The organism is Variovorax sp. W2I14 (assembly GCF_050435205.1).
In the GTDB taxonomy this organism is placed as follows: domain Bacteria; phylum Pseudomonadota; class Gammaproteobacteria; order Burkholderiales; family Burkholderiaceae_C; genus Variovorax; species Variovorax paradoxus_C.
The window spans coordinates 4,982,654-5,003,999 of sequence record NZ_JBNDJX010000001.1; the positions used below are offsets into that span (position 1 = coordinate 4,982,654).

Annotated in this window: 19 protein-coding genes and 1 pseudogene; 12 read left to right on the top strand and 8 right to left on the bottom strand. The window is 68.1% G+C overall.

Annotation, left to right across the window (positions count from 1 at the left end; genetic code table 11):
• Nucleotides 1-13: 13 nt before the first annotated feature.
• From QF040_RS23205 to amaB, 3 genes are all read right to left on the bottom strand, one after another.
• Nucleotides 14-1,231, bottom strand: coding sequence for a pyridoxal phosphate-dependent aminotransferase (locus QF040_RS23205; protein WP_429612995.1), 1,218 nt, complete (start codon nt 1,229-1,231; stop codon nt 14-16).
• On the bottom strand, nt 1,228-2,136 hold the full coding sequence (locus tag QF040_RS23210) for an amino acid ABC transporter substrate-binding protein (protein ID WP_429612996.1): 909 nt from the start codon (nt 2,134-2,136) through the stop codon (nt 1,228-1,230). Before QF040_RS23210 ends, QF040_RS23205 begins: the two co-directional genes overlap by 4 nt.
• Before the next feature lie 96 nt (nt 2,137-2,232).
• The gene (amaB, locus tag QF040_RS23215) at nt 2,233-3,771 is read right to left on the bottom strand and encodes an L-piperidine-6-carboxylate dehydrogenase (protein WP_429612997.1); all 1,539 of its coding nucleotides are present in this window, start codon (nt 3,769-3,771) and stop codon (nt 2,233-2,235) included.
• A 227-nt stretch (nt 3,772-3,998) separates the two neighbouring features.
• Between amaB and QF040_RS23220 the strand changes: the two genes are divergently transcribed.
• Complete coding sequence (locus tag QF040_RS23220) at nt 3,999-4,499, top strand: hypothetical protein (RefSeq protein ID WP_307684169.1); 501 nt, start codon at nt 3,999-4,001, stop codon at nt 4,497-4,499.
• On the opposite strand, the gene QF040_RS23225 is transcribed toward QF040_RS23220, so the two are convergent.
• The gene (locus QF040_RS23225) at nt 4,500-5,378 is read right to left on the bottom strand and encodes an IclR family transcriptional regulator (protein ID WP_429612998.1); all 879 of its coding nucleotides are present in this window, start codon (nt 5,376-5,378) and stop codon (nt 4,500-4,502) included. It abuts the gene before it with no gap.
• Nucleotides 5,379-5,584: 206 nt separating this feature from the next.
• Between QF040_RS23225 and QF040_RS23230 the strand changes: the two genes are divergently transcribed.
• From QF040_RS23230 to QF040_RS23260, 7 genes are read left to right on the top strand one after another with little or no spacing between them, the layout of a single operon-like run.
• Complete coding sequence (locus QF040_RS23230; RefSeq protein WP_429612999.1) at nt 5,585-6,655, top strand: ABC transporter ATP-binding protein; 1,071 nt, start codon at nt 5,585-5,587, stop codon at nt 6,653-6,655.
• Nucleotides 6,652-7,512, top strand: coding sequence for an ABC transporter permease (locus QF040_RS23235; protein WP_429613000.1), 861 nt, complete (start codon nt 6,652-6,654; stop codon nt 7,510-7,512). The genes QF040_RS23230 and QF040_RS23235 overlap by 4 nt, the downstream gene beginning before the upstream one ends.
• 4 nt (nt 7,513-7,516) lie before the next feature.
• Nucleotides 7,517-8,311, top strand: a complete 795-nt coding sequence (locus tag QF040_RS23240; protein ID WP_429613001.1) for an ABC transporter permease — start codon at nt 7,517-7,519, stop codon at nt 8,309-8,311.
• Nucleotides 8,312-8,617, top strand: a complete 306-nt coding sequence (locus QF040_RS23245) for a (2Fe-2S)-binding protein (protein ID WP_429613002.1) — start codon at nt 8,312-8,314, stop codon at nt 8,615-8,617.
• The gene (locus tag QF040_RS23250) at nt 8,614-10,026 is read left to right on the top strand and encodes an FAD-dependent oxidoreductase (protein ID WP_429613003.1); all 1,413 of its coding nucleotides are present in this window, start codon (nt 8,614-8,616) and stop codon (nt 10,024-10,026) included. The genes QF040_RS23245 and QF040_RS23250 overlap by 4 nt, the downstream gene beginning before the upstream one ends.
• A complete protein-coding gene (locus tag QF040_RS23255) occupies nt 10,023-11,210 on the top strand; it encodes an NAD(P)/FAD-dependent oxidoreductase (protein ID WP_429613004.1) in 1,188 nt (395 codons plus the stop codon). Before QF040_RS23250 ends, QF040_RS23255 begins: the two co-directional genes overlap by 4 nt.
• Before the next feature lie 12 nt (nt 11,211-11,222).
• Nucleotides 11,223-12,290 carry an ABC transporter substrate-binding protein gene (locus QF040_RS23260; protein WP_013538783.1) on the top strand — a complete coding sequence of 356 codons (1,068 nt, stop codon included), beginning with the start codon at nt 11,223-11,225 and terminating at the stop codon, nt 12,288-12,290.
• A 4-nt stretch (nt 12,291-12,294) separates the two neighbouring features.
• On the opposite strand, the gene tet is transcribed toward QF040_RS23260, so the two are convergent.
• Entirely contained in the window at nt 12,295-13,494 is a 1,200-nt protein-coding gene (tet, locus tag QF040_RS23265) for a Tet(A)/Tet(B)/Tet(C) family tetracycline efflux MFS transporter (protein ID WP_429613005.1), read from the bottom strand.
• 92 nt (nt 13,495-13,586) lie between these two features.
• Here tet and tetR point away from each other — a divergent pair, with 92 nt between their 5' ends.
• Nucleotides 13,587-14,261, top strand: coding sequence for a tetracycline resistance transcriptional repressor TetR (tetR, locus tag QF040_RS23270; RefSeq protein WP_429613006.1), 675 nt, complete (start codon nt 13,587-13,589; stop codon nt 14,259-14,261).
• 124 nt (nt 14,262-14,385) lie between these two features.
• On the opposite strand, the gene QF040_RS23275 is transcribed toward tetR, so the two are convergent.
• The 3 genes from QF040_RS23275 to QF040_RS23285 are packed head-to-tail and all read right to left on the bottom strand — an operon-like array spanning nt 14,386 to nt 18,189.
• The gene (locus tag QF040_RS23275) at nt 14,386-16,020 is read right to left on the bottom strand and encodes a GMC family oxidoreductase (protein WP_429613007.1); all 1,635 of its coding nucleotides are present in this window, start codon (nt 16,018-16,020) and stop codon (nt 14,386-14,388) included.
• Between the two features lie 26 nt (nt 16,021-16,046).
• Nucleotides 16,047-16,655, bottom strand: a complete 609-nt coding sequence (locus tag QF040_RS23280; protein ID WP_429613008.1) for a hypothetical protein — start codon at nt 16,653-16,655, stop codon at nt 16,047-16,049.
• 22 nt (nt 16,656-16,677) lie between these two features.
• The gene (locus tag QF040_RS23285; protein WP_429613009.1) at nt 16,678-18,189 is read right to left on the bottom strand and encodes a CoA-acylating methylmalonate-semialdehyde dehydrogenase; all 1,512 of its coding nucleotides are present in this window, start codon (nt 18,187-18,189) and stop codon (nt 16,678-16,680) included.
• 93 nt (nt 18,190-18,282) lie between these two features.
• Between QF040_RS23285 and QF040_RS23290 the strand changes: the two are divergent.
• The 3 genes and pseudogenes from QF040_RS23290 to QF040_RS23300 all read left to right on the top strand — a co-directional run bounded on the left by QF040_RS23290 (nt 18,283) and on the right by QF040_RS23300 (nt 21,334).
• A pseudogene (locus QF040_RS23290) lies at nt 18,283-19,192 on the top strand (LysR family transcriptional regulator).
• A gap of 136 nt (nt 19,193-19,328) precedes the next feature.
• The gene (locus tag QF040_RS23295) at nt 19,329-20,495 is read left to right on the top strand and encodes an MlaE family ABC transporter permease (protein WP_429613010.1); all 1,167 of its coding nucleotides are present in this window, start codon (nt 19,329-19,331) and stop codon (nt 20,493-20,495) included.
• The gene (locus tag QF040_RS23300) at nt 20,492-21,334 is read left to right on the top strand and encodes an ABC transporter ATP-binding protein (RefSeq protein ID WP_429613011.1); all 843 of its coding nucleotides are present in this window, start codon (nt 20,492-20,494) and stop codon (nt 21,332-21,334) included. The genes QF040_RS23295 and QF040_RS23300 overlap by 4 nt, the downstream gene beginning before the upstream one ends.
• Nucleotides 21,335-21,346 lie beyond the last annotated feature (12 nt).

Sequence of the window (21,346 nt, forward strand, 5' to 3'; positions counted from 1 at the left end):
GAGAAATGCGGGGTCATGTGAGCGCGGCGCAGGCGGCGGTGATGCGCGCGCACGCCTCTTCGAGCTGCGCCATCGACGTCGCATACGAGATGCGGAAATACGGCGCGAGCCCGAACACGCTGCCCGGCACCACGGCCACGTCGAAGTCCTGCAGCAGGTAGCGGCAGAAGTCGCTGTCGGACTGCAGCAGCGCGCCCGCGGCGGTGCGCTTGCCGAGCACGCCGGCGCAACTCGCGAATGTGTAGAAGGCGCCCTCGGGCACGCGGCAGTGCAGGCCCGGCGTGCGGTTGAGCGCGGCCACGACGAAGTCGCGGCGCTGTTGAAACGATGCGCAGCGCTCGGCCACGATACCCTGCGGCCCGGTGAGCGCCTCGATCGCCGCGGCCTGGCTCACCGACGAGGGGCACGAGGTCGACTGGCTCTGCACCACGGCCATCGCCGCGATCAATGCGCGCGGCCCGGCGCCGTAGCCCACGCGCCAGCCGGTCATCGCATAGGCCTTGGACACGCCGTTCACCGTGAGCGTGCGTTCGCAGAGCCGCGGCTCGACGGCCACCGGTGTCGCGAAGGCAAGGCCGTCGTAGAGGATGTGTTCGTAGATGTCGTCCGCCAGCACCCAGACGCCCGGGTGATCGAGCAGCACATCGGTGATCGGCTTGAGCTGCGCCGCGCTGTAGGCCGCGCCGCTCGGGTTCGACGGCGAGTTGAGAAACAGCCAGCGCGTGCGCGGCGTGATCGCTGCATGCAGTTGCGCCGCGGTCAGGCGAAAGCCGTTCTCCTCGCCGCACGCCACCGACACCGGCACGCCGCCGCAGATCTGCACGATGTCTGCGTAAGACGTCCAGTACGGCGCGGGCAGGATCACTTCGTCGCCGGGATTCAGGCTCGCCATCAGCGCGTTGAAGATCACCTGCTTGGCGCCCGCGCTCACGCTGATCTCGTCGAGCGCGAAGTCCAGCGCGTTGTCGCGCTTGAACTTGAGCTGCACGGCCGCCTTCATCGCAGGGCTGCCGTCGAGCACCGTATAGCGCGTGTCGCCGCGCGCAATCGCCTGCGAGGCCGCATGCCGGATGTTCTCGGGCGTGTCGAAGTCGGGCTCGCCGGCACCGAGCACGATCACCGGGCGACCGGCGCGCTTGAGCGCCTGCGCATGGTCGGTGATGCGCAGGATCTCCGAGACGTGGATGGCGCGCACACGTTGCGCCGGCGAGAACACGGCGGCGTCTGTCACTTGGCGTAGGCTTCCAATGGCTTGTCGTTGGGTTCGAGCAGCAACTGCTTGAGCGCCGGGCTCATCGGCAGGTTGAGGCTGGTGTTCTTCGGCGGAATCGCGGCCACGAACCACTTGGTGTAGATCTTCTCGAGCTCGCCGCTCTTCATGAGCTTGCGCAGCGACTCGTCCACCGCGGTCTTGAAGGCCGGGTCGTCCTTGCGGAACAGGAGCGCGATCGGCTCGGAGCCCAGCGCCTCGCCGGCGATGCGGTAAGCCGCAGGGTTCTTCGAGTTCGCGATGATCCCGGCAAGCAGGTTGTCGTCGAGCACGAAGGCATCGGCGCGGCCCGACTCCATGAGCAGGAAGCTCTCCAGGTGGTCCTTGCCGAGCATCGTGTTGTACGAAACGTTCTGCGCGCGCTCGCGCTTGCGCAGCAACTGCACAGCGGTGGTGCCGGTCGATGCCGACACGTTGCGGCCCGCGAGCTGGTCGAGCGTGGTGATGCCCGAATCGACCCTGGTCGCCATGCGCACTTCGCTCACATACGTGGTGAGCGCGAAGGCCACCTGCTGCTGGCGCGCGGTGTTGTTGGTGGTGGGGCCGCAGCCGATATCGAGCGTGCCGTTCTGCACCAGCGGGATGGTGTTCTGCGCGGTCACCGCCATGTATTCGAGCTTCGCATTCGGCGTGATGTCTTTCAGCACGCGCTCGCAGAGTTCGACGTGATAGCCCACGTACTTCTCGCCCGCGCCCAGCATGTAGGCCATCGGCGGCGAGGCTTCGCGAACGCCGAGCACGACCTTGCCGCTCGCCTTGATCTTGTCGAGCGTGCCGCCGGTCGGGGCCTGCTGCGCGGTGGCTGTGGTGCCGAAAACGAGCGCGAGCAGCGCTGCGGTGGCGAGGGTCTTCAGTTGCTTCTTCATCTTCTCTGTCTCCTGGTGGTTTTTCTTGGATGCGCGCGGCCGTTGCCTTGCCGCTGCAGCGAACGCTGCGCGGCAGGAACAACGGTCCGGGGTCAATCAGTCGCCGATGTCGAAGGTCACGCCCTGCGCCAAGGGCAATGCCGTCGAGTAATTGATGGTGTTGGTCGCGCGGCGCATGTACGCCTTCCAGCTGTCCGAGCCTGCTTCGCGCCCGCCACCGGTTTCCTTCTCGCCACCGAAGGCGCCGCCGATCTCGGCACCGCTCGGGCCGATGTTGACGTTGGCAATGCCGCAATCCGAACCGGCGCTCGACATGAAGCGCTCGGCCTCGCGCACGTTGAGCGTGAAGATCGACGACGACAGCCCCGCGCCCACCGCGTTGTGCCATTCGATCGCTTCGTCGAGCGTGCTGTAGCGCACCACGTAGAGGATGGGCGCGAAGGTCTCGCGCAGCACCGGGCCGTCGTGCGACTTCAGCTCCACCAGCGCGGGGCGCACGTAGTAGGCGTCCTGCGTGCCGATGCCGTCGACGCGGCTGCCGCCGTGCACCTTGGCGCCAAGCTCGCGGCTTTCGCTCAGTGCCTTCTGCATGCCATCGAAGGCCGCGCGGTCGATCAGTGGACCGACCAGCGTGCCGGCCTCGCGCGGATCGCCCACCTGCACGTTGCCGTAGACCTTCGCGAGCTTGGGCACGAGCTGGTCGTACACGCTGTCGTGCACGAAGAGACGCCGCAGCGTCGTGCAGCGCTGGCCCGCCGTGCCCATGGCCGAGAACGCGATACCGCGCAGCGTGAGGTCCAGGTCGGCCGAGGGCGTGACGATGGCGGCGTTGTTGCCGCCGAGTTCAAGAATGGCGCGGGCGAAACGCGCAGCGAGCTTCGGCCCGACCTGCCGGCCCATCGCCGTGGAGCCGGTGGCCGAAAGGATCGGCACGCGGTGGTCGTCCACCAGCACTTCGCCGATGTCGCGCTGGCCCAGCAGCAAACCGAGCAGGCCTTCGGGCGCATCGCCGAAACGTTCGATGGCGCGCTGCGCAATGGCGTGCACGGCCAGTGCGGTGAGCGGCGTTTTCTCGGACGGCTTCCACACCACCGAATCGCCGCACACCAGCGCGAGCGCCGCATTCCACGACCACACGGCCACCGGGAAGTTGAAGGCCGAGATCACGCCGCACACGCCCAGCGGATGCCAGGTTTCCATCATCCGGTGCTCGGCGCGCTCGGTGGCCAGCGTGAGGCCGTAGAGCTGGCGCGAGAGGCCGACCGCGAAGTCGCAGATGTCGATCATTTCCTGCACCTCGCCCGCGCCTTCGGACGGGATCTTGCCGGCCTCCAGCGTGACGAGGCGGCCCAGGTCGCGCTTGGCGGCGCGCAGCTCTTCGCCCAGGAGGCGCACCAGTTCGCCGCGGCGCGGCGCCGGCACATTGCGCCAAGCCTTGAAGGCCTCGTGGGCGCGGCCGATGGTGGCGCTGGCTTCCACGGCCACGGTCTGCGGCACCTGTGCGATCACCTCGCCGCTGACCGGCGAGCGCACTGTCAGCTCGCCACCGGTGTGGGCGATGCGGGGCACGCCCAGGCGCTGCAGCAGTTGTTCGACTTCGGTGGGGACAGGGAGGATGGCTTGGGCTTCGGACATGGGCGCGCTCCGGGAAGGAGGGAGAAGAAGAAAGGCAACAGGAGGCCGGGGAAATGCGGCCAATATCTGCGAATCCCGCGCGCTTGCCTAGTGAAAAAAAGGAAGGACTTGATGCGTTTGCGGAATGAACTCGGCGTTCGCTCCCCGCGCGTCGGGCTGCGCGCCTACGCACGGCGCGCCGGTGCGCGCTGAAGATTCCGCACCTTCACTTCACCGCCCGGAGCGCCATGAAGCTCATCCACGCCCTCTACGCCGCGATCCATGCGCTGATGGCGCTCGCGTTCGCCGTCGCCTCGATCGTGCTGGTCGTGATCGCGGCGCGTGCCGGCTGGGGCGCCGTGATGCAGGGCCTGGGCCTTCCGACGGCCGAGGCCATCATCGAAGCGGTGGGCGTGCTGGCGGCCGGCGTGGTCGCGCTGCAGATCTCGCAGACTGTGCTCGAGGAAGAAGTGCTGCGCGAGGCGCACATCAGCGCGCCGACCCGTGTGCGGCGCTTTCTCTCGCGCTTCATGGTCGTCATCGTCGTGGCCGTCGCGGTCGAAGGGCTGGTCGCGACCTTCAAGGCGCGCGAGGCGCCCGAGCTGATGCTGCATGCCGCCACGATGCTGGGCGCGGTCGGGCTGCTGATGGCGGGCTGGGGCCTCTTCATCCGCTTCAACCGCTATGCCGAGGAGCTGGAGCCCGAGGCGATGGAAGAAGCCAAGAGCGAAGACCGCAAGCTGAAGTGATCAGCCCGCCCCGGGCGCCTCGGGCAACGGGATCCTCTGGCCGCCCGGCGAGCCCGCGAGGCTCTGCGCCGGCCGCCGGAGCGTCGCATCGAACGGATTGATCTTCGGCCCGATGGCCGCGGCTTCCCGCTTGAGCAGTTCCACCACCGTCGGCATGCGGTCCGCATTGAGCCGGTCGGCAATCGTGCCCACGCTCAGCGCGGCCACCGCACGGCCTTCGCGGTCGAGGATCGGCACCGCCACGCCGGCCATGCCTTCGAGCAGCCCGGTGTTGCGCCCCGCATAACCCTGCTGACGCACGCGCTCGATCTCGGTGCGCAGATAGACCTCGTCGTACACGCCGTACTCGCGCACCCGCGAGAGATTGAAGCGGATCACTTCTTCGCGCTCGGCCTCCGGTAGGAAGGCCAGGATCGCGAGTGCGCCCTGCCCCACGCCCAGCGCGATGCGCCCGCCGATGTCGCCGGTGAACGAGCGGATCGGAAACGGCCCTTCGCTGCGGTCCAGGCAGACGGCGTCGAAGCCGCTGCGCGCCAACAGGAAGATGCTGTCCCCCAGGCTCGCGCACAGCCGCAGCAGCACCGGCCGGCAGATCGAGCGCAGGTCGCCGGGGTTGCCCGCGCTCGCCGCGAGCGCGAAGAAATCGATGCCGAGGCGATAGAGCTTGGTGCGCTCGTCCTGCTCGACCATGCCTTCGGCCATGAGCGATTGCAGCAAACGGTGCGTGGTGGCTTGCGTCAAGCCCACGGACCGTGCGATCTGGGTCACCCGGCCGCCTTCGGCCTGCACCGCGCCGAGCGCGCGGATCACCGAAAAGACGCGCGGCACGCCGCCGCTGGACACGGCCGACGCCGAAGCTGCCTCCGAATTGCTTTCCATACCTTGCTCCCGTGGAATTCTCTGGATCGATTTTGGCGATGATATTCCAATTAATGGAATAAATCGTAGAAAGATTCTGATTAATGGAATACCCGAGGCGTTCTGGCGCAATCGTTGCAATAGAGTGAATTGAAAGTACTCAGCAGTCCATGGCCTGCACCAAGGTGTCGCACGCCATCCTTGGGTCCCCCACGAAAGGCGCTTCCATGTCATTCCTACGGCTTACCGACGTGACCAAGTTCTACGGCAGCACCCGCGCGGTGTCGGCGATGAACCTCAGCGTCGAAAAGGGCGAGTTCGTCTCGCTGCTCGGCCCCTCGGGCTGCGGCAAGACGACGACGCTGCAGATGATTGCGGGATTCGAGGCCGTCAGCAGCGGCCGCATCGAACTTGCGGGCAAGGACATCACGAACGCCAAGGCCAACACGCGGGGACTGGGCATCGTGTTCCAGAGCTATGCGCTCTTCCCGCACATGACGGTGGCCGACAACGTGAGCTTCGGCCTCGAGATGCGCAAGATGCCCAAGGCCGAGCGCGCCGACCGGGTGAAGCAGGCGCTGGCGCTGGTGCACCTGGAGGCGCACGCCACGCGCTACCCGCGCGAGCTCTCGGGCGGCCAGCGGCAGCGCGTGGCGCTCGCCCGTGCATTGGTGATCGAGCCACCGGTGCTGCTGCTTGACGAGCCGCTCTCCAACCTGGACGCCAAGCTGCGCGAAGAGATGCAGTTCGAGCTGCGCCAGATCCAGCGCAAGGTCGGCACCACCACGGTGATGGTCACGCACGACCAGAGCGAAGCCATGTCCATCAGCGACCGCGTGGTGGTGATGGAAGGCGGCTGCGCCACGCAGATCGACCATCCGCACCGCGTGTACGAACATCCGAGCACGCGCTTCATCTCTACCTTCGTGGGCAAGGCGAATCTGCTGAACGGACGCGTGACGACCTGCAGCACCGGCAGTTGCAACGTCGAGGTCGGCCCGCTTGCGGTGCAGGTCGACGAAGACGGCTTCAAGTCCGGTGCTGCGGTGCTCCTGAGCGTGCGGCCCGAAAAGCTCCAGCTGGTCACCGCAGGCCACGGCCGGCTCGACGGCACGGTGCAGGAACGCTTCTTCCTCGGCAGCCAGTGGCTCTACCGCATCGCCACGCCCGCCGGCGACCTGATGGTGCTGAGCCCCAACGACGGCCGCGATGCGCTGGACGAAGGCAACGCCGTCGGCATCGACTGGCCCGCGCACTGCACGCGGCTCTTGCCGGCCGAGGAGGCGGTCGCGGCATGAGCGGCATCAAGAACAAGGCGGCGCCGTGGTGGCTGTCGGGCCCCGCGCTGCTGCTCTTCATTGCCCTGCTTGTGGTGCCGCTGCTGCTTACCGCAGTGCTGTCGTTCAACGTGTACGACCCGGCCACCGGGCCGAAGGCCGGCGAGTTCACGCTGGCGCACTACGCGCATGTGTTCACCGACTCGTACTACCACGGCATCTTCTGGCGCACCTTCTGGATCTCGGCGCTGGTCACGCTGATCTGCGTGGTCATCGGCGCGCCCGAGGCCTATGTGCTCAGCCGCATGCGCAACCCGTGGCGCTCGATCCTGCTCTTGGTGGTGCTCGCGCCGCTGCTGGTGTCGGTGGTGGTGCGCGCCTTCGGCTGGAGCATGCTGCTCGGGCCCGAAGGCGCGGTCAATTCGCTGCTGGGCCTCGTGGGCATCGGGCCGGTGAAGATGCTCTACACCGAGATCGCGGTGATCGTTGCGCTGGTCCACGTGATGCTGCCGTTCATGGTGATCCCGGTGTGGACCTCGCTGCAGAAGCTGGATGCGGGCGTGGAGAACGCGGCGCTCTCGCTCAAGGCTTCGCCATTCACCACGCTGCGACGCATCGTGCTGCCGCAGGTGATGCCCGGCATCCTCTCGGGCAGCCTGATCGTCTTCGGCCTCGCCGCGAGTTCGTTCGCGATTCCGGGGCTGCTCGGCGGACGCCGCCTGAAGATGGTCGCGACAGTGGTGTACGACGAGTACCTGAGCGAACTGAACTGGCCGCTCGGTGCAGCCATCGCGCTCACGCTGCTCGCTGCCAACCTCATCGTGATGCTGAGCTACAACCGCCTCGTCGAAGGCCGCTACAAGAAAGCGCTGGGCTGAAGCCATGAGCAAGAACGGCCCCATCGCCCTCGCGTTCAACGCGCTCGTCATCACCTTCATGCTCGCGCCGCTCTTGGTGGTGTGCATCGTCGCGTTCACACCCGAGAACACGCTGACGATTCCGACCACCAGCTTCTCGCTGCGCTGGTTCGCCGCGGTGTTCGCGCACCCGGACTTCATGCAGTCGTTCTGGAACAGCCTGTGGCTCGCGCTCGCCTCGGCCACCATCGCCACGCTGCTGGCAGTGCCGGCGGGCATGGCGATCACGCGCTATGACTTTCCGGGGCGCGACTTCCTCAACGCGCTGTTCCTCTCGCCGCTGATCATTCCGCACCTGGTGCTGGGCGTGGCGCTCCTGCGGCTGTTCGCGCTGGTGGGCGGCACCGGCAGCTTCGGCTGGCTGGTGATGGCGCATGCGCTCATCGTCACGCCCTACACGCTGCGCCTCGTCGTGGCCGCGCTCGTGGGCTTCGACCGCAGCGCGGAGCAGGCGGCGCTTTCGCTGGGCGCGAGCCAGGCGACGGTGTTCCGGCGCATCACGCTGCCGATGATCCTGCCGGGCGTCACGGGCGGCTGGATGCTGGCCTTCATCAACAGCTTCGACGAAGTGACGATGTCGATCTTCGTGACCTCGCCGAGCACGGTGACGCTGCCGGTGCGCATGTACATGTATGCGACCGAGTCGATCGATCCGCTGATGGCGGCGGTGTCGGCGCTGATGGTGGCGGTGACCGCGGTCGCGATGGTGATCCTCGACCGGCTCTACGGGCTGGACCGCGTGCTGGTGGGGCGCAAGTAGATGGCATCGACCGCATCACACGCTCTGCTGCATCGCGTCGCCGAGACCGGCCGTGCCGCCGTGGCCTTCACGCTCGACGGCGAGCCCGCTTCGGCACTCGCCGGCGACACGGTGCTCACGGCCGTGCTCACGCAAGCCGGGCAGCTTCGCCGCAACGAATTCAGCGACATGCCGCGCGCCGGCTTCTGCATGATGGGCGCCTGCCAGGACTGCTGGATCGCGACCGCCGAAGGCGAACGCCTGCGCGCCTGCTCGACCTTCATCGCGCCGGGCATGGAACTGGTCACCGGGAGAAGCGGCGCATGACGACGAATGTCGGGCTTCAACCCGTGATCGTCGGCGCCGGGCCGGCCGGCGTGCGCGCAGCCGAGGCGCTGGTCGCGCATGGACTGCGCCCCCTCGTGATCGACGAGGCTTCGCGTGCCGGCGGACAGATCTATCGCCGCCCGCCCGCCAACTTCATCCAGCGCACGGCGGCCACGCTCTACGGCTTCGAGGCATCGCGGGCGAACGCGGTGCACCTGGCCTTCGACGCACTGCGCGACCACATCGACTACCGCCCCGACAGCCTCGTGTGGAACGCACAGGGCGGCGTGCTCGACGTGCTGCACAACCCGACGCGCACCACGACGCGCGTGCCGCACGGCGCGCTGATCGTCGCGACCGGTGCGACCGACCGCGTGCTGCCCGTGCCGGGCTGGACGCTGCCCGGCGTCTACACGCTCGGCGGCGCACAGGTGGCGCTCAAGTTCCAGGGCTGCGCCATCGGGCAGCGCGTGGTGTTCATGGGCACCGGGCCGCTGCTGTACCTCGTGGCTTATCAATATGCAAAAGCCGGCGCGGAGGTCGCGGCGGTGCTCGACACCGCGCGGCTTGCCGACCAGATCGCCGCGACGCCCGCGATGCTGCGCCAGCCGGCCGTGTTCGCGAAGGGCGTGTACTTCGTCGCGTGGCTGCGCGCGCACGGCGTGCCGCTGCACAGCGGCGTGCGTCCGCTGCGCGTGATCGGCGACGACGAGGCGCGGCGCGTCACTGGCGTTGCATGGCACGACGGCCGCGAAGAGCGCACGCTCGATTGCGACGCCGTCGGCTTCGGCTACGCGCTGCGCTCCGAGACCCAACTGGCCGATCTGCTCGGCTGCCGCTTCGAGTTCGCGCCGATGCACCGCGCCCACCTGCCGGTGCGCGATGCGGCGGGCCGCGCCAGCGCCCCCGGCGTGTACCTCGCGGGCGATGGCGCCGGGATCATGGGCGCTGACGCGGCCGAGTGGGCGGGTGAACGCGCCGCGCTCGCGTTGCTCGCGGACCGCGGCGTGGCCATCGACGCCGCGCGCGCCGCTGCGCTCGAAGCCAAGCTCGAAGGCTTGACGGGCTTTCGCCGCGGACTGGAACGCGCCTTTCCGCTGCCACACGATTGGGCCGCGAACGTGCCCGACGACCTCGTCGTCTGCCGCTGCGAGAACGTCACCGCCGGCACGCTGCGCCAGACGGTCACCATCAACGGCGCCGACGAAATGAACCGCCTCAAGGCGTTGTCGCGCGTCGGCATGGGCCGCTGCCAGGGCCGCATGTGCGGCGTGGCCGCGGCAGAAATCCTCGCGCACGCGACGGGCCAGCCGCTGCAGCAGGTGGGCCGGCTGCGCGGGCAGGCGCCGATCAAGCCGATCCCGATCCATCTCGCCGTGCACGCGGCCAGCGAAGGAGCCGGCGCATGAGCTCGATTCGGACGCTGCACACCGATGTGGCCATCGTCGGCGGCGGCATCGTCGGTTCGTCGGCCGCGCTCGCGCTGCGGCAGATGGGCATCGGCGTCGCGCTGCTGGAGCGCGACCTCTGCGGCTCGCGCTCCAGCGGCGTCAACTTCGGCGGCGTGCGACGCCAGGGGCGGCCGCTGAGCCAGTTGCCGCTCGCGCAGCGCGCGCATCGGATATGGGGGCGCCTGCCGTCGCTGCTCGGCACCGATGGCGAATACCTGCGCTCGGGTCACTTCAAGGTCGCGCGCAGCGAATCCGACATGGCCTCGCTCGAACGCTACCGCGCGCAGAGCCTGGACTTCGACCTCGGGCTCGAACTGATCTCCGCGGCGCGCCTGCGCGAGCGCTGCCCCTGGCTCGGCCCGCGCGCGGTCGGCGGCTCGCTGTGCGTGGAAGACGGGCAGGCCAACCCGCGGCTGGTGTCGCCCGCCTTCGCGCTCGCGGCGCAGCGCGCGGGCGCGCAGATTTTCGAGCGCCACAAGGTCGACGAGGTGGCGCACGACGGCGCGATGTTCATGCTGCGCTCGGGCAATGCGCTCGAAGTGCATGCGCCGGTGCTGCTCAACTGCGCGGGCGCATGGGCCGGCCCGCTCGCCGCCCAGTTCGGCGAAGCGGTGCCGCTGCGCGCGAGCCATCCCGTGATGGTGGTGACCGAGCCACTGCCGCACTTCATGGTCTGGAGCCTGGGCGTCGAGGGCGGCGGCATCTACGGCCGGCAGGTGGCGCGCGGCAACCTCGTGCTCGGCGGCGGCCGGGGCTATGCGCTCGATGCCGACCGCGCGCGTGTCGACCGCGACGCCATCGCCACGCTCGCAACGCAGGCCATCGAACTGCTGCCCGCGCTGCGCCATGCGCACTTCATCCGCACCTGGAGCGGCACCGAGGGCAACATGCCCGACCGCCAGCCGGTGCTCGGCCCCAGCCGCACCACGCCGGGCCTCTTCCATGGCTTCGGCTTCTCGGGCGCGGGCTTCCAGATCGGACCGGCCGCGGGCGAGGTGCTCGCCGAGCTGGTGCGCGACGGCCACAGCAGCACGCCGATCGACGCGTTCGCGGTCGACCGCTCCTTCCCCGAAGAAGACGGGGAAGCAGCGGATGAAGAACAGACCCACTCCCCTCTCACTTCCGTTCCCACCCGTCCCTGAAAGGCAACCACCATGTCCCGTACCCAGAAGACCTTTTCCCTTCGCCGGACCCTGCTCGGGGCGGCGGCGGTTTCCCTGCTCGCGGCCACCGGCGCGGCCAGCGCTCAGACCAAGACGCTCTACATCGGCATGAACGGCGGCACCATGGAGAAGGCGTACACGCAGTACGTGTTCCCGGCCTTCGAGAAGCTCTACGGCGCGAAGGTGGTGGTGGTGCCGGGCACCTCGTCGGACATCCTCGCGAAGGCACAGGCCAACAAGGACCGCCCGCAGATGCATGTGATGTTCCTGGACGACGGGATCATGGTGCGCGCCATCGGCATGGGCCTGTGCCAGAAGCAGAAGCCCAACCCGTCGCTCGCCGAAATCTACCCCGCCGCGCGCTTCAAGGACGACATGGCCAGCGGCGTGAGCCTGGGCATGACGGGCCTGGCCTACAACGCCAAGATGTTCAAGGAAAAGGGCTGGGCCGCGCCCACCTCGTGGATGGACCTGGCCGATCCGAAGTTCAAGGGCAAGGTGGTGTTCCAATCGATGTCGTCCTCGTCGTTCGGGCTGCACGGCTTCTTGATGTTCAACCGCATCCAGGGCGGCAACGACAAGAACGTGGAGCCCGGCTTCAAGGCCTGGCCCACCACCGTCGGCCCCAACGTGCTGGAGTACATCCCGAGCTCGGCCAAGCTCTCGGAGATGGTGCAGACGGGCGAGGCGGCGATCTTCCCGCTCACGCCCACGGCGGTGGCCGCGCTCAAGACCAAGGGCATTCCGGTCGAGTACGCGCCGCCCAAGGAAGGCGCGGTGGTGCTCATGGTGGGCCAGTGCGTGATCGCCAACAACAGCGAGCCCGAGCTGTCGCAGAAGCTCGCCGAGTTCCTGCTGAGCCCGCTCGCGCAGGCCAACGTGCTTCAGTACGGCGCACAGATCCCGACCAACCCGAAGGCGCCGGCCGTGGGCGAAGGCGCGACGCAGGTGGCGGACATCAACAAGTGGATGAAGACGGCGATCACCATCGATTGGGAAAGCATCAACGCGAACCGGCCCGCGTGGAATTCGCGCTGGAACAAGACCATCGAGAAGTAAGTGATCAGGGCGCGGTCTTGCGCATCAGCACCGGCAGGCACAGCAGATAGAGCACCGCGCCGACCAGCCACACGATGCCCGGAAAGCGCGCGCGGAACGCGAAGTACAGCGAGCTGATCAGCAAAGGGCCGACCACCGAGGCCAGGCTGGAGATACTCGCGAGCACGCCCTGCAACCGGCCCTGGTCGGCCTCGCCCACGCGCCGCGAGAGCATCGCCTGCAGCGCGGGCTGGCCGACGCCGCCCATGCACAGGAACGGTAGCAGCGCGAGCGCCATCCAGCCCTGCGAGGCGAAGGCGATCAACGCGTAGGCCGTGCAGTCCGAGAGGGTGCCGACCGCGATCGCCACGCGCTCGCCCCAGCGCTCGACCAGCGGCCCCGCCAGCACGCCTTGCACCAGCGCATGGATCAAGCCGAAGCCCGCGAGCGACAGGCCGACCGTGGTGCCGTTCCAGGCGTAGCGGTCTTCGCCGTGAATCACCCAGGTCGTGCCGGCGACCTCGCCCACCAGCACGAGCACCAGGAATACACCGAGGATCGGCAGCAGCGCGGGGAAGCCTGTGGCCCAGCGCAGCGACGCGAGCGGATGCAGCACGCCGCGATCAAAGGGCTTCGATGCGAGCGCCGGCGGGCGCGACTCGCGCAACACCAAAAGGCCGACGAGGAAAGTCAGTCCGTTGAGCACCGCGGCCGCGATGAACGGCAGGCGCACGCCGTGGTCGCCGAGCACGCCGCCGATGGCAGGCCCCGCGATGAAGCCCAGGCCGAAGCAGGCGCCCATGCGGCCGAACCAGCGCGCGCGCTGGTTCTCGGGCGTGAGGTCGGCGATGGCCGCGGAGGCCACCGCCATGTTCGCGCCCGTGATGCCCGCGATCGCACGGCCCACGAACAGCATCCACAGCGAGGGCGCGAAGGCCATGAAGAGCGCATCGATCGCCGCGCCCGCCACCGACACCAGCAGCACCGGCCGGCGGCCGAAGCGGTCGCTGAGCGCGCCGAGCACCGGTGCGCAGAGGAACTGCATCAGCGCATACAGCGAGAGAAAGGCGCCGAAGTGCCAGCCGAGATCGCCGGTGTGGCCGACCTCGCGCAGCAGGCTCGGCACGATCGGCATGACCAGGCTGATGCCGATGGCGTCGAGCGTGACGATCGCGAGGATCACGGCCTGCGCCGGGCGGCCGCTGGGAAAAAAGGAAGAAGACATACGGAAATTTATCGTTGATAAGGAATTATCAGCGATAAATTCTGGGCTGTGAACCCCCACCCATCGGCCCCGACGAGGGCACAAAGAACGGCATGAAACTGGACAGCGAAACGATCCTCGAGGCGGCGCTCGCGCTGCTCGACGAGGTCGGCATGGACAAGCTCAGCACCCGGCTGCTGGCCGAGCGCCTCGGCGTGCAGCAGCCCGCGCTGTACTGGCACTTCAAGAACAAGCGTGCGCTGCTCGATGCGATGAACGGCCAGATCCTGCGCCGCGCGCACGAGCGCCGGCTGCCGCTGGAAGGCGAGTCGTGGGAAGACTTCTTGCGCGAGAACGCGCGCAGCTTCCGCCGTGCGCTGCTGGCACGCCGCGATGGCGCGCGCCTGCATGCGGGCACAGAGCCCGACCCGGGCGACCTGGAAATGGTCGAGGCCCAGCTTGCCGCCGTGGTCAGCCGGGGCATGGCGGCGACGGACGCGATGGCGCTGATGATTGCGCTCGGCCGCTACACCGTAGGCTGCGTGCTGGAGGAACAAGCCGCGCCCGACGACGCGCCGGCGCGCCAGCAGACGCTCGATGCCGCCGCGGCATCGCGGCCCCTGCTGGCCGAGGCGTTCGCCAGCTACCGCAAGGCCGGACCCGATGCGATGTTCGACATCGGCGTGGATTTGATGATCGAAGGCGCGAAGGCGCGCCTTGCGAACAGGGAAAGCGAAGAGGGCAAGGAATCCAAGGCCAGGCGGCGCAAGTCGACCCCGCACCGTTGAGGCGGCCTCATACGGTATTGCGCTCGATCAACAAGAACCGTTCTGGCTGAGCTTGTCGAAGCCTCGCGCGGCGCTTCGACAAGCTCAGCGTGAACGGATTGATCTCTTCGAACGCAACTTGGTATCAGCGGTTGGCTTCGACGATCCAGCCCGCGGCCTTCTCGGCCATCATCAAGGTCGGACTGTTCGTGTTGCCGCTCGTGATGGTGGGCATCGCGCCCGCATCCACCACGCGCAGGCCCTGGATGCCGCGCACGCGCAGCTTCGCATCGAGCACCGCCATCGGGTCGCCGTCGGCGCCCATCTTCGTGGTGCCCACCGGATGGAAGATGGTGGTCGCGATGTCGCCGGCCAGACGCGCGAGGTCTTCGTCGCTCTGGTACTGAACGCCGGGCTTCCATTCCTCGGGCTTGTACTTGGCGAGCGCGGGCTGCGACGCGATTCGGCGCGTCACGCGCAGCGAATCGGCTGCCACCTTGCGGTCTTCATCCGTGCTGAGGTAATTGGGCGCGATGGCGGGCGCATCTTCGAAGCGCTTGCTCTTGATGCGCACCGAGCCCCGGCTCGTCGGGTTGAGGTTGCACACGCTCGCGGTGAAGGCCGGAAAGCTGTGCAGCGGATCGCCGAAGGCATCGAGCGACAGCGGCTGCACGTGGTATTCGAGGTTCGGCCATTCGTAGGCTTCGGAGCTGCGCGTGAAGGCACCCAGCTGCGAAGGCGCCATGCTCATCGGGCCGCTGCGCTTCAGCAAATATTCGAGCCCGATCTTCGCCTTGCCGACCATCGACGATGCCAGCACGTTGAGCGTGGGCGCACCATCGATCTTGTAGACCGCGCGGATCTGCAGATGGTCCTGCAGATTGGCGCCGACGCCGGGCGCATCGAGCACCACGTCGATGCCGTGCTGCTGCAACAGCGCGGCCGGGCCAATGCCCGAAAGCTGCAGGATCTGCGGCGAGCCGATGGCGCCCGCCGAGAGGATCACTTCGCGCTCGGCATGCGCGGTTGCCATCTCGCTGCCGTTCCAGACTTCGGCGCCGGTGCAGCGTTTCGTGCCGTCGGGCTGCGTCTCGAAGAGAAGGCGCGAGACCTGCGCGCCGGTCCACAGCTCGAAGTTGGGCCGGCCATAGCAGGTGGGGCGCAGGAACGCCTTGGCCGTGTTCCAGCGCCAGCCGTTCTTCTGGTTGACCTGGAAGTAGCCCACGCCTTCGTTGCTGCCGCGATTGAAGTCGGTGGTGTGCGGCACACCGGCCTGCACCGCGGCTTCGGCGAACGCATCGAGGACGTCCCAGCGCAGCCGCTGCTTCTCGACGCGCCACTCGCCGCCCGCGCCGTGCATGTCGTCGGCGCCGAGATAGAAGTCCTCGTGTTTCTTGAATGCGGGCAGCACGTTCTGCCAGCGCCAGCCGTCGTCGCCGGTGAGGTCGGCCCACTGGTCATAGTCGCGCGACTGGCCGCGCATGTAGATCATTCCGTTGATGCTGGAGCAGCCGCCCAGCGTCTTGCCACGCGGGTAGCGCAGCGCGCGGCCATTGAGCCCCGCATCGGGCTCGGTGTTGTAGAGCCAGTCGGTGCGCGGATTGCCGATGCAGTAGAGATACCCGACCGGAATGTGGATCCAGTGGTAGTCGTCCTTGCGGCCCGCCTCGATGAGCAGCACGCGCTTGCTCTTGTCGGCACTCAGGCGGTTGGCGATGAGCGAACCGGCGGTGCCGGCGCCGATGATGATGTAGTCGAAGGTGTTGTCGTTGTCTCGCATGGTTCTTCTTTTCTTGGGATCACTGCTCAGGATTTCAGCATCGAAAAAATCTGCGCCCAGTTGCCTTGCGCGCGGTCGACCAGCGCGTTCAGGCGGGCCTGCAACGCGCGCGCCGTGTCGGCGATCTCGCGCCCCGGCGGCAGCGGCTCGCGGCCCCAGACGATGGCAATCTCGGCCTGGATGCCTTCGGCTTCATCGGTTGATCCATCACCCGCGGCTGCGAGCAGCATGCACGGCAATGCGTCGGGCATGAACTCGCTTGCGACGCGGTTCTCCTCGATTGCGAGGCCGAGCTTCGACATGCTCGCGGCAAGCCGCATGCGCGTCAGCGTGCGCTCCGGCCGGCCGGGCAGATCGGTGTCGTTCTCCGACCATTCCACCGCCTCGGCCCAGAAGGCTTCGTCACGCGGCCCGGTCTTGCCGAGCAGCCCGAACAGGCGGCCCCTGTAGAGCGCCTGCATGTGGCGGCTCGCGAAATGCGCCATCGCCGCCGCATCGTCGATGGCCGGGGACAGCACGAGCCCCCGCTTGTGGTCGAAGCCGAAGCAGTGGTGCCGGCCATCGAGCGTGAACGACTCGATGCCGCCCACATGCCCGACGCGGCCCGCGATCGGCTGCCAGCCGCTTTCTTGCATGCGTGCTTCCGGGCGCGTGAAGTTACTTGGCCGTGGGCATGACGAACTCGGCACCCTTGCCGATGCTCTCGGGCCAGCGCTGCATGATCGACTTCTGCTTCGTATAGAAGCGCACGCCCTCTTCACCGTACGCGTGCATGTCGCCGAACAGGCTCTTCTTCCAGCCGCCGAAACCGTGCCAGGCCATCGGCACCGGAATCGGCACGTTGATGCCGACCATGCCCACCTGGATGCGCCGGCTGAATTCGCGCGCCACGTTGCCGTCGCGGGTGAAGCAGCTCACGCCGTTGCCGAACTCGTGGGCGTTGATGAGGTCCACCGCGTCCTTGAAGTTCTCCACGCGCACGCAACTGAGCACCGGGCCGAAGATCTCTTCCTTGTAGATGCGCATCTCGGGCGTGACGTGGTCGAACAGCGTGCCGCCCATCCAGAAGCCATCGCCGCAGCCTTCGCCGGCCACGCTGCCGTCGAACGAACGGCCATCGACCAGGAGCTTCGCGCCTTCCTTCTCGCCTTGGGCGATGTAGCCGGTGATGCGTTCGTGCGCCGCGCGCGTGACGATCGGGCCCATCTCGGCCGCGAGGTTGGTGCCGTTCAAGACCTTGAGTGTCTTCGTGCGCTCGATGAGCTTCGGAATCACCTTGTCGGCCACGTCGCCCACCAGCACCGCGACGCTGATCGCCATGCAGCGCTCGCCGGCCGAGCCGTAGCCCGCGCCGATCAGCGCATCGACTGTCTGGTCAATGTCCGCGTCGGGCATGACGACCATGTGGTTCTTCGCGCCGCCCAGCGCCTGCACGCGCTTGCCGTGGTGGGCGCCGGTTTCGTAGATGTAGTTGGCAATGGGCGTGGAGCCCACGAAGCTGATGGCCTTGACGTCGGGGTGCTCGAGCAGCGCATCGACCGCGACCTTGTCGCCCTGCACGACGTTGAACACGCCATCGGGCAGGCCGGCCTGCTTGAACAGCTCGGCGATCAGCAGCGACGGGCTCGGGTCGGTCGGGCTGGGCTTGAGCACGAAGGTGTTGCCCGCGGCAATGGCCACCGGGAACATCCACATCGGCACCATCACCGGGAAGTTGAAGGGCGTGATGCCGGCGACCACGCCCAGCGGCTGGCGCAGCGTCCAGTTGTCGATGCCGGTGCTCACCTGGTCGGTGAAGTCGCCCTTGAGGAGCTGCGGGATGCCGCAGGCGAATTCGACGATGTCGATGCCGCGCGAGACCTCGCCCTGCGCGTCGGTGAAGACCTTGCCGTGCTCGGCGGTGATGAGGTGGGCGAGTTCGTCCTTGTGCTCGTTGAGCAGTTGCAGGAACTTGAACATCACGCGCGCCCGGCGGATCGGCGGGGTGTCGGCCCAGGCGGGGAACGCGGCCTGGGCGGCGGCCACGGCGGCCGAGACCTGCGCGGCGTCGGCGAGGCCGACCTTGCCGGTGACGGCGCCCGTGGCGGGGTTCGTCACATCTTGCGTGCGGCCCGAGGTGTTGGCGGACGGCAGGCCGGCGATGTAGTGATCGATATTTCTGATATTCATGGACATGTTGGGGTCTCCTTGAGGGCAATTTGGCCCGTTCCACGAAGGAAAGGCCAATGAATTCGGCGCCACGGGCTTATAAACCAGACTTATATGACTACCGCCGCCATGGACCTCCAGATTTTGCGCGCCTTCGTTCTCGCAGCGAAGGAAGGCAACGTCTCCCGCGCCGCCCGAGCGGCTGCACCTCACGCAGCCGGCGGTGAGCCTGCAGCTCAAGCGCTTTGCCGAGGAAACCGGGCTCGTGCTCTTCACGCGCACGCCGCACGGCCTCGCGCTCACGGCCGACGGCGCGGCGATGCTGCCGCAGGCCGAGCGGGTGCTGGCCGCCGTCGGCGACCTGCAGCAGGCGGCGCGCAAGCTGCAGGGCACGGTGCGCGGGGCGCTGCGCATCGGCACCATCCTCGATCCGGAGTTCACGCGCCTGGGCGTGTTCCTGCGCGAGCTGGTCGAGGCCGCGCCGCAGATCGAGACCGAGCTGCGCCACGGCATGAGCGGCAGCGTGCTGGCGCAGGTGCTGCGCGGCGACCTGGACGTGGGCTTTCACCTCGACCCCGGCGACGACGACCAGGCCGCGGCAACGCCCGCGCTCTCGGTCCGCACCCTCACCCGCTTCACCTACCGCGTAGTCGCGCCCGCCGGCTGGGGGCCGCAGGTGCAGGGCCGCGACTGGAGGGCGCTGGCCGCGCTGCCCTGGCTCGCGACGCCGCCCGAGTCGGCGCACCACCGGCTGCTGGAGCGCGTGTTCGCGCCGCTGGGCCTTTCGCCGCGGCGAGTGGCGATGGTCGACCAGGAGGCATCGATGCTCGACCTGCTGAAGTCGGGCATTGGCCTCAGCCTCGTGCGCGACTCGATCGCGATCCGCGAATGCCAGGCCCATGGCCTCGCGATGGCCGACCGGGTGCAGCTCGATTGCGCGCTGCGTTTCGTGTCGCTCGCGTCGCGGCGCGACGAGCCGGTGATCGCGAGCGCCTGGGACGCGCTGGCCAAGGCCTGGAGCTGAAGAAAAGCTGAAAAAACGGCGCTCCGCCCTACGCCAATGAGGGGTCTGGAGCACATGGGCGCGGGATGCACCCGGTTACGATGCGCGCGTCCCCCAAAACCGGTCATTTGTTTACTTTCTGCTCATCCTCCGACCCATGCCTTCCGCCACCCCGACTGCCGACGCCCCAGCCGCCGACAGCGCGTGGCCGCGTGTAGCGCAGCGGGAGCAGGAAGGCCGTCAATGGACGGTGGCCACCGGCCGCTGGACCGCGCTGGGCATGTCATCGCTGCCGGCCTGGCAGGCGCTCTCCAAAAGCCTGGCGGCGGCACCTCCCGCGGACGACCGCGCCTGGGACCTGCGCCCCATCGAGCAGCTCGATCACATCGGCGCCCAGCTCCTGTGGGAGCACTGGCGCCACGAATGGCCCGCCACGCTGGAGATGGAAGCGCAGCACAAGGCGGTGCTCGACCAGGTGGCGCAATACACCGTCGCCACGCCGGACGAGCCGCCAAAGACGCTGGCCGACCGCATCCGCACCTTCTCGCACAACGGGCCGCGCGCGATGGTCGTGGCGCGCGACTTCATCGGGCTCATCGGCCAGCTCGCGATCGATGTCGGCACGCTGATCCGTGCGCCGCATCGCGCACCGTGGCGCGACTTCTCGGGGCACCTTTATCAGTTCGGCGCGACGGCGCTGCACATCACGGCGCTGGTCGGACTCTTGATCGGCGTGGTGCTGGCCTACCTGATCTCGCAGCAGCTGCGCAACTACGGCGCCGAGGCCTTCGTGGTCAACATCCTCGGGCTCTCGCTGGTGCGCGAACTCGGGCCGGTGCTGGCCGCGGTGTTGATCGCCGGGCGCTCGGGATCGGCCATCACCGCGCAGATCGGCGTGATGCGGGTGACCGAGGAGCTCGATGCGATGCGCGTCATGGGCATCCCGCACGGCTTTCGCCTGGTGATGCCGCGCGTGCTGGCGCTGGCGATCGCGATGCCGCTCATCAGCCTGTGGACCTCGATGGCGGCGCTGCTCGGCGGCATGCTGGCCGCCGACGCGGCGCTCGACATTTCGCCGGCCTACTTTCTCTCGGCGCTGCCGCGCGCGGTGCCGATTGCCAACCTGTGGCTCGCGATGGCCAAGTCGGCCGTGTTCGGCATCCTGATCGCGCTGATCGGCTGCTACTTCGGCATGAAGGTCAAGCCCAACACCGAGAGCCTCGGGCGCGGCACGACCTCGTCGGTGGTGACCTCGATCACCGCGGTGATCCTGGTGGACGCGCTGTTCGCGGTGCTGTTCAAGGGCATAGGGTTCCGCGGATGAACGCCGCAACGACCACCCGCGACGACCCCACCGTCGTCGACATCCGCAAGCTCTGGACGGTGTTCAAGAACACCGACGGCGAGCAGGTGGTGCATCGCGATCTCAACATGCACATCGACCGGGGCGAGGTGCTCTCGCTGGTGGGCGGCTCGGGCACCGGCAAGACGGTGCTGCTGCGGCAGATCCTCGGGCTGGAAAAGCCGACGCAGGGCGTGGTCCAGGTGCTGGGCCAGCAGCCGGGCGAACTCAGCGCCTCGGGCGCGGCCAACGTGGGCATGCTGTTCCAGCACGGCGCGCTGTTCTCGGCCTTCAGCGTGCTGGAGAACATCGCCTTTCCGCTGCGCGAGCTGAAGCTCCTGCCCGACGAACTGATCCGCCACGCGGCGCTCGTGAAACTGCAGATGGTCGGGCTGGAGCCGCAGCATGCGAACAAGAGCCCGTCGGACCTGTCGGGCGGGATGATCAAGCGCGTGGCGCTGGCGCGCGCGCTCATCATGGACCCGCCGCTGCTCTTGCTCGACGAGCCCACCGCGGGCCTGGACCCCGAGGCTTCCGACAGCTTCTGCAATCTGCTGCGCGGCCTGCACCGCGAGCTGGGCCTGACGGTGGTGATGGTCACGCACGACCTGGACACGCTGTTCGACCTGAGCACCCGCATTGCGGTGCTGGCCGACCAGAAAGTCATCGTCAGCGGCACGGCGCGCGAGGTCATCGCCTACCCGCATCCGTTCATCCACGAATACTTTCTAGGGGGGCGCGGCCAGCGCGCCTTGGAGGCGCTGCATGACAAGCCAGCCACAGAACAACACGCGCCGCGGCCCGAAGCCGCACCGCGCTGAAAGGTAGGTAGC